The 12,847-nt window shown below is 65.3% G+C and carries 16 protein-coding genes and 1 pseudogene; 1 reads left to right on the forward strand and 16 read right to left on the reverse strand.

Features of this window, described 5'->3' with window-relative positions:
• A pseudogene (locus tag N5K27_RS28295) lies at positions 1-232 on the forward strand (hypothetical protein); the annotation flags it as partial.
• Here N5K27_RS28295 and N5K27_RS28300 read toward each other — a convergent pair.
• The 16 genes from N5K27_RS28300 to traG form a co-directional block, all read right to left on the reverse strand.
• Positions 226-525, reverse strand: coding sequence for an AlpA family phage regulatory protein (locus N5K27_RS28300; RefSeq protein ID WP_087838530.1), 300 nt, complete (start codon positions 523-525; stop codon positions 226-228). The pseudogene N5K27_RS28295 and the gene N5K27_RS28300 overlap by 7 nt on opposite strands.
• A 104-nt stretch (positions 526-629) precedes the next feature.
• Positions 630-1,139, reverse strand: a complete 510-nt coding sequence (locus N5K27_RS28305; RefSeq protein ID WP_087838529.1) for a hypothetical protein — start codon at positions 1,137-1,139, stop codon at positions 630-632.
• Positions 1,140-1,235: 96 nt separating this feature from the next.
• Entirely contained in the window at positions 1,236-1,472 is a 237-nt protein-coding gene (locus tag N5K27_RS28310; RefSeq protein WP_087838528.1) for a DUF333 domain-containing protein, read from the reverse strand.
• Positions 1,473-1,546: 74 nt separating this feature from the next.
• The gene (locus N5K27_RS28315) at positions 1,547-1,759 is read right to left on the reverse strand and encodes a DUF2274 domain-containing protein (protein ID WP_087838527.1); all 213 of its coding nucleotides are present in this window, start codon (positions 1,757-1,759) and stop codon (positions 1,547-1,549) included.
• A 4-nt stretch (positions 1,760-1,763) separates the two neighbouring features.
• A complete protein-coding gene (locus tag N5K27_RS28320) occupies positions 1,764-2,996 on the reverse strand; it encodes a TrbI/VirB10 family protein (protein WP_087838526.1) in 1,233 nt (410 codons plus the stop codon).
• Positions 2,993-3,985, reverse strand: a complete 993-nt coding sequence (trbG, locus tag N5K27_RS28325) for a P-type conjugative transfer protein TrbG (RefSeq protein WP_087838525.1) — start codon at positions 3,983-3,985, stop codon at positions 2,993-2,995. The genes N5K27_RS28320 and trbG overlap by 4 nt, the downstream gene beginning before the upstream one ends.
• The gene (gene trbF, locus N5K27_RS28330; protein WP_087838524.1) at positions 3,982-4,695 is read right to left on the reverse strand and encodes a conjugal transfer protein TrbF; all 714 of its coding nucleotides are present in this window, start codon (positions 4,693-4,695) and stop codon (positions 3,982-3,984) included. Before trbF ends, trbG begins: the two co-directional genes overlap by 4 nt.
• A 9-nt stretch (positions 4,696-4,704) precedes the next feature.
• The gene (gene trbL / locus N5K27_RS28335) at positions 4,705-5,970 is read right to left on the reverse strand and encodes a P-type conjugative transfer protein TrbL (protein WP_087838523.1); all 1,266 of its coding nucleotides are present in this window, start codon (positions 5,968-5,970) and stop codon (positions 4,705-4,707) included.
• 2 nt (positions 5,971-5,972) lie between these two features.
• Positions 5,973-6,185 (reverse strand): hypothetical protein, encoded by a 213-nt coding sequence (locus N5K27_RS28340; RefSeq protein ID WP_132980622.1) that lies wholly within the window; start codon positions 6,183-6,185, stop codon positions 5,973-5,975.
• A 10-nt stretch (positions 6,186-6,195) separates the two neighbouring features.
• A complete protein-coding gene (trbJ, locus tag N5K27_RS28345) occupies positions 6,196-6,915 on the reverse strand; it encodes a P-type conjugative transfer protein TrbJ (protein WP_087838521.1) in 720 nt (239 codons plus the stop codon).
• Positions 6,912-9,353, reverse strand: coding sequence for a conjugal transfer protein TrbE (trbE, locus tag N5K27_RS28350; RefSeq protein ID WP_087838520.1), 2,442 nt, complete (start codon positions 9,351-9,353; stop codon positions 6,912-6,914). The genes trbJ and trbE overlap by 4 nt, the downstream gene beginning before the upstream one ends.
• Positions 9,354-9,358: 5 nt before the next feature.
• Positions 9,359-9,631 carry a VirB3 family type IV secretion system protein gene (locus N5K27_RS28355; protein ID WP_087838519.1) on the reverse strand — a complete coding sequence of 91 codons (273 nt, stop codon included), beginning with the start codon at positions 9,629-9,631 and terminating at the stop codon, positions 9,359-9,361.
• Positions 9,628-9,975, reverse strand: a complete 348-nt coding sequence (locus N5K27_RS28360) for a TrbC/VirB2 family protein (protein WP_087838518.1) — start codon at positions 9,973-9,975, stop codon at positions 9,628-9,630. Before N5K27_RS28360 ends, N5K27_RS28355 begins: the two co-directional genes overlap by 4 nt.
• Positions 9,972-10,952 carry a P-type conjugative transfer ATPase TrbB gene (gene trbB, locus N5K27_RS28365; RefSeq protein ID WP_087838517.1) on the reverse strand — a complete coding sequence of 327 codons (981 nt, stop codon included), beginning with the start codon at positions 10,950-10,952 and terminating at the stop codon, positions 9,972-9,974. The genes N5K27_RS28360 and trbB overlap by 4 nt, the downstream gene beginning before the upstream one ends.
• A complete protein-coding gene (locus tag N5K27_RS28370) occupies positions 10,936-11,424 on the reverse strand; it encodes a CopG family transcriptional regulator (protein WP_243724679.1) in 489 nt (162 codons plus the stop codon). Before N5K27_RS28370 ends, trbB begins: the two co-directional genes overlap by 17 nt.
• Positions 11,421-12,847: IncP-type conjugal transfer protein TraG (traG, locus tag N5K27_RS28375; RefSeq protein WP_279820909.1), on the reverse strand; the 1,427-nt coding region annotated here is incomplete at its 5' end. The genes traG and N5K27_RS28370, both read right to left, overlap by 4 nt.

Genomic DNA, 12,847 nt, shown 5'->3' on the forward strand with positions numbered 1-12,847 from the left:
ACTGATCGAAAAGCACCTGGCGCATGTGTCGGATGAGGAACTGGGTGATGCCTACGACCGAACCCGCTTCATCGAACAGCGCCATGCAATGGCGCAGGCATGGGCGGACTACCTGGACCAATTGGCGGACAACAAAATACCACCGGCCCGGCGCTTCACCCCTACGCTATTAGTCAGAAACCACCCCGACATTGACGACGGCCTCTCTGCCTCGCCGCCTACGCTTCAATAGCGTACTTGGCGCACCTTGGCACCCAGGGCAGTGGTAATGGTCTTGCAGGACTCCATCAGCTTGAAACCTGCTGGATCCTGTGCCCACTGCTCTAGATCGCTGCGGCGCCAGCCTTTCGCCGCACCGCCCAACGACACAGGTGGGGGGAAAGCGCCGGCCGCGATGCGCCGATAAAGGCTAGATCGGCTTAGTGACGTCATGCGCAGCACGTCACGCATGCGGTAGAACATGGGCGATGCGCGATGAGGTTCCGAAGCAGATTTTTGGGGCGCGTGCTGTTCGGTATGAAACATGCGGGTCTCCGGGTGTTCCCTCCAACACCAGATTGCCCCAAATGAATTCACATGCACACATGCTCCAGCGTAGTACAGCGAAGAATAGACTCTCGAACGAACTGTTAGGGCTCGTTCTCGACCCTTTCCAAGTCCAAGTCATCCAACTCGTTCTGCGGATCGCGCCGATAAATTCCAATGACAGTCGACCATACGAAAAGGCCGAACTCATAAAGCTTGCGAGTCTTCTCAAGCGTTACTTGGCTGACCTGCCAGTGTCTGCTGCCGTCGCTCGTTAAACCGAAGTGCCTACAGTGATCGTAAGTGTCAGCGAACTCTCGAAACTGATCTTTCAGCTCGTGAGCGAGTTGATGCTCATCAACGAGAAACTCGAATATCTTGAACGGTGAGGGCACTCGGTTGCCGGGAACAGGATTGTTCTGGCCAAGCAGTTGCGTCACGCTTAGTCCGATGGTGCATATGATGAACACGCACCTCTCATGAAAATGATCGACGTCGCTGCCTTGCGCGAGATCGTTCGTAAGCGCGGCCCAATAGAGCTTGGCCTGTTTGAGCGAGTACAACTGAAGGTTCGTATCCTCGCCGTTAGAGTCGATGAGGTAGTAACGGCGCATTGGATGGACCTCCAGGCAGGGCTAACTGACAACGACACGTGAGCCGTACCGACGCTCGGATGTCGTCTTCACATCAATCGAGCTCTAGGCAAGCATTCACTGCTTTGGTGCAGGATGGTCGCGACGATACAGCGCCCACTCCTCGATTTCCTCGCCGCTGGCTAATACGCAGATTCCCACCTGTCCGCCAGGCCGTTGTTCGATGCGAAGCCGTCCGCCCTGGTCCTCGCAGTAAACGGAGGCCGGATTGGCCATGCCGACTGGGCGATCCTCCCTAGCCGGCGCGCAACCAGCCAACACCGCCATCGAAACCACTAGCATGGTTTTAGGCATAAGAGGATCCTTCCGCATTGGAGACCTATGCAGTGTATCAAGCCTCTCCGGCCTACCCCTGACGCACCTAAGCTCTATTCGCTTCGCTGCCTGAACCCCCGGTCGTTCTTGAGGAACCAAGCCAGCATGTGCGGCGCGAGCGCGGCCGCATCGACCTGTTCGCCGTAAACCTGACTGTGCATGGCGGCGTACCGTTCCAGATTGGCCTTCAGCTCCACCGGCAGGCTGATCGTCATCTTGACGGTCTCCTGCTTCGGGAGCGGCCCCAAGCGCAGTTTCGTTGCCATCCCCTCACCTATTGATGAAGAGCGGCCGATATGGCCGCAGCGTGATGTCCCGGTTCACGATCACGCGCAACGGCATTCCAGGCCGGATCGTCAACGTGGGCTGGATGTTTATGTTGCGCCGGGTGATTTCCTGTCCAACCTGGTTCACGGTGTCCTGTACGCCGTCACGCGTAGCGATGATGACGCGCCCGTCGCCGCTGCCCTGGTTCTGTGGGGCCGCCAGCTCGGCGCCGACACCCAGAAGCGTCGTCAGCGCCGCACCAGCCAGTATCCGGCTCCAGTGCCAGTCCACGTCGTCCTCCAGCCCGGCGTAGCCGGCGGGGTCGGTGGCGGCCAGATTGTCGAGCACCACCGATGACGTGTCGGGCATGATGATGCGGTCCAATACGCCCTGCATCAGGCTCTGCCCGTAGGCTACCTGGCTGTTGTACCGCCCCATCAGGCGTGAGCCCTGCGGAATCAACACGTTGCGGTGGGTCGCACTGTCGTAGACATCTTCGGTCACGGTGGCGATGATGTCGCCTGGCAGGTCGGACTTGATGCCGGTCATCAATGCGGCGGCGATGACCGTACCGGCCATCAGCGTATTGGGCTCCCGAGACGCTTCCAGGCCATGCGCGCTCTGAGTGACCGTTCGACCCTGGCCAGCGAACGCGATCTTGTTGTCCTGCATGTTCTGCGTCTGTACGCTATCGACCGCACCGCCCTCAGCAGGAGCGCTCCCAGTTGGCGCTGTGTCAGCCGTCGAAGCCGCGCTGGCCGGCGAACCGCCGCGATTGCTCGATTTGTAGAAGAGCGGCGCCCGCGCCGCATCGGCTGCCTCCTTCGCCCGCGCCTGGCGTTCGGCATCGGCCGCGGTCGGGCCGGCCGGCCGCAGTCCAGCCTCTTGCTCGGCGCGCACGATGGGCCGCCCGAGGTCCCCCGGTAGCGGCTCGCCCAGCACGGGCGGCGGCGCAGGCGGCGGCACCTGGCTGTAGTCGCGCGGCAGCGTCTGCAAGCCTTCGGCCTGTGAAATGCGATCGACGTTATAAAGTTCCTCGCCGGCGCCTGCCGGGCGCGAGCGTGGCTGCAGCGACCAGATGGTGGCACCCAGGACAGCGAACGACACGACCCCGGCCCCCACGACAAGCGTGCGACGGTTCAGGCGCATTGCGGGCCGGGGCGCAGCCCGCAACTCGACCGACTCGGGCGGCAGCTTGGGCGGCGGCGTGCCGGGCTCTTCGGTCGGCTCGCTCATGATCCGCCCCGCGCGGTGGCCACGTCGTTGCGGCTGATGCGCACGACCTTGGCATCGTCACCGCCCAGACGCAATTCCACCGCCCCGAACAGCCGGTCCACCACGTAGTACGGCGCCCGGTACTGGTGGTTCACCAACTGCAAGTCGCCGCTGGGGCCGACCAGGAACAGCGGCGGCAGCTCGCCCTGGGCGATGCCGGCTGGGAACTGGATGTAGACCCTCTGGCCGTCGTCGAAAGCGCGCAGCGGCCGCCAGGGCGGCGTATCGCCCGTAATGTCGTAGCGGAAGCGCAATTGCTCCACCGGCACACCCGCGGCCAGCGGTGTGGCGGCCTGGGCTTCCTCGTTGCGCTTCTTCAACTCGGCCATCCGGTCCTGTGGATAGTCCCACGATACAGACGCCATCCAGGCCGACGCAGTGGAGGCCAGCTCCAGCAGATAGATGCGCCGGTCGGTCGTCACCACCAGATTGGTTGTCAGGCCCGCCCGCACGGGCTTGACCTGCAGGTTGGCTCGTGCCGTGGCACCGCTGCCGCTACTCGAATCCCCAACGATCCAGCGCACCGTGTCGCCGGCCGACACGTCGATCAGCTTTTCGCCGGGCTGCAACTGGATCAGCGTCACGCGGCCCGGACTGGCGTAGACCTGGTACAGCGCGCCCTCGCTGTACGGCCAGGTCTGGATGGCGTTGATGAACCCGTCACGGCTCGGCGCCATGCGCGCCTCCTGATTCGCTCGGGCGATGCGCGTAGCGGGGTTGGCCGGTTCGGGCGCGGGCAGCGGTTCGTCGACGGGTTTCAACTGCCCCGGCAAAGGCAGCAGCTGCGGCATCGGCACGATCTCCACCGGCTTGGGCGGCTCGGGCAGCGCGACCGGCTCGCTTTGCGCGACAGGCGGATCGTCCAGTGCGATTTCAGGCGGTGGCGTGCCGCGCGAGGCGCAGCCGGCAATCGTGGCGAGCACGACAAGCGTAGGAATGGGGCTTTTCATGGCGAAGTGCCTCCGGACAAAGCGTTCGTGGACAACTGGCGGCTCCAACTGATGCCGTCCACATAGATGCCCAGGGGATTGGCGCGCAGCTTGGCTTCCGTGTTCGGCGGCTGCAGCACGATGGTCAGAATCGCAGTCCAGCGGTCAGAACCCGCCGCGGTTCCATTGACATAGGCCTTTTCCTCCCACTGGACCTGGAAGGATTTGTCGCTGGCGCGCACGATGCTGGATACCGCGACCGTGATGGACCGCTTGCCGATCTGTGCGAAAGGATCGTTCTGGCGGGCGTACTCGTTCAGAAAGGCCGCGCCCCGGTCGGTGGTGTAGGCATAGGCATCGAGCCATTGCTTGCGCACGACGATGGGATCGATGGATACCGACCGGACGTTGGCCACGAACTGCTCCAGGTGGTGGGCGATCTGCGCGTCCCTGGGTTGGTATGGCGTGGCGGCTTCGCCGACCGCCCGCACCTCACCGCTGCGCGCGACCTCGACGACGTAGGGCGTAACCAGCGATTGCGTCGAACGCCACACATAGGCGCTGGTCGAGCCTATCGCCAGCAGCAGGCAGCCGAAGGCCATCGCCCGCCAGTTGTGCGCCTGTACGCGGGCACTGCCCAGCCGCTCGTCCCAAGCCTGGGTCGCCCGCTGGTATGGCGTGACGGGCTCGGGGGACGTGCCGTAATGCACGGAAGGTCGCCGAAAGCGCATCGTGTTCTCCTATCCGTTCGAGTCATCGCGCAGACTGGGGCCGGCGCCGCTTCCGCCGGCATCGCCGGAACGCACGGCGTGGGCGGCGAGCATCGCGCCATGCGCGGCGTGCTGGCGCGCCTGGGCCCGCTTGGCCCAGGCGGGAGGTTCAGACGGTGCTGAAGAAGGCGCGGGCGCGGCGCCACCGCTGCCCCGCAAGCCCGCCTTCACCCGGCTACCAACGGCGGATGCCCCGGCACGAGCCACGTCCGCCAGGCCCGCGCCGACCGCCTTCAATCCCGTCTGCCCCGAAAAGCTGCTGCCCTCGACATACGCCTTGCGTGCGCCGGCGGCCATCGACGCGGCGGCCCGCACGCCGCCGCCGGACAGGCGTGCGGCGCTGCCCGCTGCCGATGCGCCAACCGCCACGCCCGCAGCCGCGACACCGGCCGCCCCGACCGCCGTCCCTACCGCCGCCCCTGCGCCGAGCTGCGGTGCACCGGACACGAGGCCCGTAGCGATGCCCGGCCCGAAGATACCCAGACCCAGCATCGCCAACGACGCCAGCATCACGGCGGTGGCTTCGTTCAGTGTCGGCGCCGGGGAGATACCGGCCCGGAAATCATTGAAGACCAAGGTGCTGATGCCAACGATGACCGCCAACACCAATACCTTGATGCCGGAGGAAATGACGTTACCCAGCACCTTTTCGGCTAGGAACGCGCTTTTGCCCCACAACGAGAACGGGACCAGGACGAACCCCGCCAAAGTGGTCAGCTTGAATTCGAGCAACGTCACGAACACCTGAATCGACAACACGAAGAAGCTGATGATGACGATCACCCAGGCCAGCAGCAGCACGACGATGGTTTCGAAGTTGGCAAAGATGGTCGTGAACCCCGAAAGCCGGCCGACCTGTTCGAGCAGCGGCGCGGCCGTATCGACACCCACCTGCGCGAGCCGGCCCGGCTGGAGAAGCTGTGCCTGCGAGATGGTCGAGCCGGAGGCCATCAGCCCGAGGCCGGCGAAGGACCGGAACAGAACGCCGGCCAAGGCATTGAAATTACCGATGATGTACGCGAAGGCGCCGACGTAAAGGGTTTTCTTGATCAGCCGGCCGAGGATCTCGTCCTGGCCGCCATGCCCCATCGCCCATGCGAGCCCGGCCAGCGTCATGTCGATGGCCACGAGCGTAGCCGTGAGAAACGCGACCTCGCCATGCAGCAGCCCGAAACCGCTGTCGATGTATCGAGAGAACGTGTCCAGGAAGCGGTCGATGACGGCCAGGTCGTCCACGGTCAGAATCCTTGCACGTCCTGCGGGGTGTAGCGCGACTTGCCATCGCCGTAGAACTGCTTGCGGCGCTGGTCGGCCTCCTGCTTTGCCTTGGCCTCGTCGGCAACCGATGGCAAGGCAGGCGTATCGGCCAGCGGTGCCGCGGGCGGTTCCTCCTTGCCGCAGCCGGCAATGGCACCCATCAGGAGGGCACTCGCAATCCAGCATCGGGTCATGGCATGCTCCTTAACGGTAGAACTGCACGGGTTGCGGGGTGTAGCGCGACGGGGCACCCGAGAACTGCTGGCGCACGGCTTCGGCGCGCGCCATCTCGGCGGCCTCCTGTGCGCGGTCCAGCGCCATCGCCCGGTCCTGGGCGATCTGGAGCTGCTGGTGCTGGATCGCCTGCTTGGCCTGTAACGCCAAGAGTTGATTGGTGGCCTGGGTCGCCTGCAGCGAACCTACGGCCGACTGGCTCTGCGCCACGATGTCGGACAGCACGCCCTGGTCGTCGGCCAGGTTCTGCACTGCGCGCGCCTGCATGTCGGCGGTGGTGCGCAGCGCCTGCTGCGACTGCATCCATCGCTGGCGAGCGTCTTGCGCCATCGCGTCGTTCGTGACGGTTGAGGCGTACTGCTCCGGGTACAACCGGGCGAAATCGGCATCGGCGCGCGACACGTCGAAGGACAAGCCCCGCGCCTGGTCCAACAGCCGGTTGGTCGAGGCCAGCGCCGTGCGCAGCCGGCCGATGGCATTGAAGTTCAGCCCGGTCAGGTTCAGCGCCTGGTTGGTGAGCATCCGAGCTTCGTTCTGCAATTGCAGGATCTGGTTGTTGATCTGCTCCAGCGTGCGTGCCGCGGTCATGACGTTCTGGGAGTAGTTCGACGGATCGAAGACCGTCAGCGCACCGGCAGGCGGCGCGGCCAGGGCCGCCAGCACGGCGGCAGTGAACAGCAGGCGTTTCATGGCAAGACCTCCTCGGGTTGGGAATCAGGCAAAGGAATGAACTGGTCGATCATGTCGGCGGCCCAGCCCAGGTTCTGGTGTCGCACCCATGCCGCGGCAAAGCCTTCGGGGCCGTGCTCGGCCAGTACGGCATCGATTGCACGCTGGTCGGCCGGCGTGGACGCGCCGGCAAACGCCATGGCCACCGGCCCCAAGTCCAGATCGAAAACGCGGTTGCCCAGCCTCGACTGGTAGTAGTAGTCACGCTTGGGCTGCGCGTGCGCGATCAGTTGGATCTGCCGAGCGCTCAGGCCGAAGCTCGTATAGATGTCTCGAATCAGCGGCTCGGTCGCCTGCGGATTGGGCAGGAAGATGCGATTGGCACATCCTTCGATGATGGCCGCGGCGATACTGGAATCGCGGATGTCGGCCAGCGACTGGGTGGCGAAGATGACCGACACGCCCAGCTTGCGCAGCAGCTTCAACCATTCACGCAGTTGCGCCAGAAACAGCGGATCGTCCAGCGCTACCCAGGCCTCGTCGATCACCAGGACCGTTGGCCGGCCGTCGAACCGGGTCGCCAGCCATTCGAAGAGATAGCGCAGCACGGCATTGGCGGCGGCTTTATGCGGCCGCAGGGCCGTCATGTCGAAGCCTTGGATGTAGCCGTCGGCCAGACGGCTCCGGTCGGCGTCCAGCAGCCGCCCGTAGGCTCCCCCGAGTACATAAGGTGCCAGCGCCTGGCGCAGGCGGTTGGATTGCAGCAGCGCCGACAGCCCTGTCATCGTCCGCTGCTCGGCGGGCGCGGTGGCCAAGCTGCCCAGTGCCGACCAGACCGCCGCTTTGTCGTCAGGATCGGCCGTCAGGCCTTCCATCGCCAGCCGTGCCTCGATCCACTCGGCGGCCCAGCTCCGATAGCCCGGCTCGTCGACCCGCGCCAGCGGCTGGAACGCCATGTCGCCATCCAGGCTGAGGTCGTGATAGTGCCCGCCCAGGCCTAGGATCGTGGCCCGCAGCGACCGGCCCATCTCGAACACATAGACGGCGGAATTCGGATAGCGGCGAAACTGCATGGTCAGCAGCGACAGCAGGGTCGACTTGCCCGCGCCCGTGGGACCGACCACGGCGGTATGGCCCACATCGCCGATATGGGTGACCAGACGGAACGGCGTCGAGCCATCCGTGCGCGTGATGATCAAGGGCGGGCCGTCGAGATGGTCATTGCGTTCCTGCCCGGCCCAGACCGCCGAGACCGGCATCATGTGGGCCAGATTCAGCGTGGACACGAGGTACTGCCGGACATTGGCGTAGGCGTGGCCGGGCAGCGACGACAGCCAGGCCTCCACCGCATTGAGTGTTTCCGGTACGGCGACGTAGCCGCGTCCCTCGATGACCCGGGCCGCCAAGCGCAGCTTTTCATCGGCTGCCGCGGCATTCCGGTCGCGCACCACCACCGTGGCGGTGATGTAGCCGTAGGCCACGTCGTCGGCGCCCAGCGCCTGCAGCGCCGCGTCGGCATCCAACGATTTGTTGTCGGCGTCGGTATCGACCAGGGGGCTTTCCTGCTGGGACAACGTCTCGCGCAGCAAGGTGAGCACGCTCTTTCTCTTGGCGAACCATTGCCGTCGAATCCGTGTCAGTTCCGCTTCGGCTTCGCGTTTGTCCAGGCAGATGAAACGTGTCACCCACCGATACGCGATACCCAAGCGGTTCAGGTCATCCAACAGCCCTGGCCAGGTGGAGGCCGGGAACCCCCGGATCGACAGTACCCGAAGATGTTCGTCGCCCAGCACCGGCGCCACGCCGGTGGTCAGCGGGCAGTCGGCCAGCAGATGGTCCAGATGGAACGGCACCTCCGGCACGCTGACCGGATGCCGGCGGGTGGAGATCGTGCCATGCAGGTAAGTCAGCGTTTCGGGGCTGTCGAGCCACCGGATTTCTGGAATGGTTCCTTTGAGCAGTCCATAGAACCGCTCGGTCTCTGCCTGGAACCCGGCCAGCCGTTCACGCCAGTCCACGCCTTGGCGGGCCTGGTTCTCATAGAGCAGCCGGCCGGCGTGCGCCGTCGCATCCTCGGGCGGCAGCCACAGCCCGGTCAGGTAGTAGCGGCTCTCGAAGTGCGAGCCCGCTTCTTCGAAGGCAGCACGCCGTTCCTCATCGACCAGCCAGGACGCGGCTTCCGGAAAGGAAGACCGGGGATATGCACCGGCTTCGAAGCGCTCACCTTCCATGAAGAGCGCCCAGCCTGATCCGAACCGCTTGAGCGCATTGTTCAGCCGCGCCGCCACGGCCACCAGTTCGGTGTCGGTGGCGCTGTCCAAGTCCGGGCCGCGCAGTCGCGCTGTGCGCTGGAACGCACCGTCCTTGTTCAGCACGACGCCTTCGCCCACCAGCGCCGCCCACGGCAGCCAGTCGGCCAACAGCGCGGGGCGTTTGCGGTATTCGGCCAGGTTCAGCATGGCGCTTACACGTCCAGCAACGCCGGATACTTCACATGCCGCGCGAAGACTTGCGCGAACTGCACGTCCATGCGGGCGCCCCATACCGCCAGCATGTGCCCGACGAACCAGCACGCCAGGCCTGGCACCCAGAGCTGCAGCCCCAGGCCGATCGCGGCAGCCAGCGTGCCGTTTGCGATCGCCACGGTGCGAGGCGCGCCGCCCAGCAGGATGGGTTCCGTCAGCGCACGATGCAGCGGCGCCTCGAAGCCGTCGGGAAGCGATGCGGGCAACGTCATACCAGCGCTCCGCCCGAGAAGCTGAAGAAGCTCAGGAAAAACGACGACGCCGCGAACGCAATGCTCAGACCGAAAACAATCTGCACCAGCCGGCGAAATCCTCCCGACGTATCCCCGAAAGCCAATGCCAAGCCGGTCACCACGATGATGATGACGGCGACGATGCGCGCGACCGGCCCCTGTACGGACTCCAGAATGGATTCCAGCGGCGCCTCCCACGGCATGCTGGAGCCGGCCGCATGCACGCGCATCAGCAGCATCGCGGCGAACAGCACCAGCCAGCTATGGCGGTGCAGGAAAGCCGCGGCCTGGCTGCGCGGCGGCAATGCGTAGGCGGTCGTCATGAGGACGCTCCTGTGTTGGCGGAAACGGGTTCGAGGTGGTATTGCTCGCCGGACAGGCCAACGACACGAACGACTTCCTTGACGCGCCGGGCTTCGCCGCGCCCCGTCAGGAAGACAATCACGTTGACGGTTTCGGCAATGAGCGGACGCGGTACGGCGTTGGCCGCTTCCAGCGTGAGCTGTTCCAGGCGCAGCAGCGCGCCGTAGGCAGAATTGGCATGCAGCGTGGCGATGCCGCCCGGATGGCCGGTGCCCCAGGCCTTGAGCAAGTCCAACGCCTCGCCGCCGCGCACTTCGCCCACGATGATGCGATCAGGACGCTGGCGCAGCGTCGAGCGCACCAGGTCCGCCATCGAGGCTGCGCCGGGCGACGTGCAGAGCTGCACGCGATCGTCGTTGCGGCACTGCAGTTCGGGCGTGTCTTCCAGGATCAGGATGCGGTCGCCGCCGCCGGCGATCTCGTCGAGCAGCGCATTGGCGAACGTCGTCTTGCCCGAGCTGGTGCCGCCGGCCACCACGATGTTCAGCCGATCGCGCACGGCCGCCCGCAGAAAATCGGCGTGGCCGGCCTCCAGGATGCCGGCGCGCACGTAGTCATCCAGCGTGAACATCACGCTGGAATGCTTGCGGATGCTGAAGCTGGGCGAGTACACCACCGGAGGCAGCACCCCTTCGAAGCGTTCGCCGCCCAACGGCAGCCGCGCCGACAGCAGCGGCCGTGCGCGGTGCACTTCGGCGCGCACGCAGGCCGCCACCAGCCGAATGATCCGCTCGGCGTCGGCCGCCGACATCGACACGCCGGTCGGAGCGCGTCCGCTGCGATGTCGGTCCAACCAGAGCCGGCCGTCCGGGTTCAGCATGATCTCCACCACGTCGGGGTCGTCCAGTGCTTCGGCAATGGTGGGTCCCATCGCCGTGCGCAGCATCTGCAGGCTGCGCGCGCGTGATTCGTCGTCGGCGTCAGGCTTGGCGCTCATGTGTGGTCTCCTCGGTGGCAGAGGGCGGCACCTGCGTGCTACCTATCGATCCGGCTATGTAGGGATCGGGGAATAGTTCTTCGTGAACGTCTCGGACCAGACTGCGGCCCCGCTGCAAGTGGCGGGCGAGCTGGTCGACGAACTGGGCGTAGCGCGCCTTGCCCTGGGCACGCGCGGCCTCCTGGTGCGCTTCCGTGACCGGCGGCGAGACGGTCAGGAAGTAGCGCACGTACAGCGCGACGGTTTCGATCAGAATGGATTGATCCCTGTCCAGCTTGTCGAACTGCCGGGAGAGCCGGTCCAGGCGCCGCGTCAATGCGGCTTCGCGCTGGTCGGCGGCATCGGGCGACAGGAACGCCGCCAGAGCGGCCGCGACGATCGAGGACTTAGAGACTCCGCGGTGCGCGGCGAGGTCGTCCAGGCGCCGGGCGTGGGCCGGCTCAATGAACAAGTTCAGGCGGGTACGGCTCATAGCGGTATCCCGTCGGCCGGATCGAGTGCGGCCAGGCGTGCGGCACGCTGCAGGCGCCGGTCGGGCGCCATAGGCAGCGCTGCTTCATCCTCATCGTCGAGCAGATCCAGGCTGACATCCGACGCGGGCTGCACCGCGGCTACGTCAGCATCCAGTTCCGGCCGGATGTACAGGCCGCCGTCGTCGGCATCGTTCGCGGCGTCCTCGGCCGGATCATCTCGAAGAGGCGGTATGGGCAGCCCCGTCCAGTCATCCGGCCTGGACGCCGGCAGGTCGGCGTAGCCCCCCGGGGCGAGCACGGGCGGCGGCAGAATGCGCCGCGTGAAATTGTGATCCTCGTAATAGCGCAGCTTCTTCGCCTGAATGGGCGGCTGCCCCGACACCATGATGATCTCGTCGTCTGCCGGCAACTGCATGATTTCGCCCGGCGTGCGTAAGGCTCTCGCCGTCTCCTGGCGCGACACCATCAAATGCCCCAGCCACGGCGCCAGGCGGTGGCCGGCATAATTGCGCTGGCTGCGCTGCTCGGTCGCGGTTCCCAAAGAATCTGAGATGCGTTTGGCGGTCCGCTCGTCGTTCGATGAAAAGACGACGCGCACGTGGCAGTTGTCGAGAATCGAATTGTTCTGGCCGTAGGCCCGTTCCACCTGATTCAGCGACTGCGCGATCAGATATGCCCGAAGCCCATACCCGGCGATGAACGCCAATGCGGACTCGAAGAAATCCAGCCTTCCAAGGGCTGCGAATTCGTCCAGCATCAGCAGCAGTTTGTGCCGGCGGGCAATGCCATCCGAACCGTCCAGGGACTCGGTCAATCGGCGGCCGATCTGGTTCAGCAGCAGCCGGATCAAGGGTTTGGTCCGGTTGATGTCCGAAGGCGGCACGACCAGATAGAGGGAAACGGGATGCTCGCCATCGATCAGATCGGCGATTCGCCAGTCACAGCGGGACGTTACCGCTGCGACCGTCGGATCGCGGTACAGGCCGAGGAACGACATTGCGGTCGACAAGACCCCTGAGCGTTCGTTTTCTGATTTGTTCAGGACTTCGCGCGCTGCTGACGCCACGACCGGGTGCGGACCGTCGTCGAGGTGGCGTGTGTCCATCATGAGGCGCAACGAGGTCTCGAAAGGCCATGACGGATTGGACAGGAATGCCGCCACGCCGCGCAGCGTCTTGTCGTCCTCTGCATAGAGCACATGCAATATCGCACCGACAAGCAGCGCATGGCTGGTTTTTTCCCAGTGGTTCCTGCGCTCCAGCGCTCCTTCAGGATCCACCAGAATGTCGGCCACGTTCTGCGCATCGCGCACTTCGTGCACGCCCTGGCGCACTTCCAGCAGGGGGTTGTTCGCTGCCGAGCGCGGGTCCGTGGGGTTGAACAGCAGACAATGCGAGAAGCGCGAGCGCCAGCCGGCGGTCA

This window comes from Pigmentiphaga sp. GD03639 (genome assembly GCF_029845405.1).
Taxonomy (GTDB): domain Bacteria; phylum Pseudomonadota; class Gammaproteobacteria; order Burkholderiales; family Burkholderiaceae_B; genus Pigmentiphaga; species Pigmentiphaga daeguensis.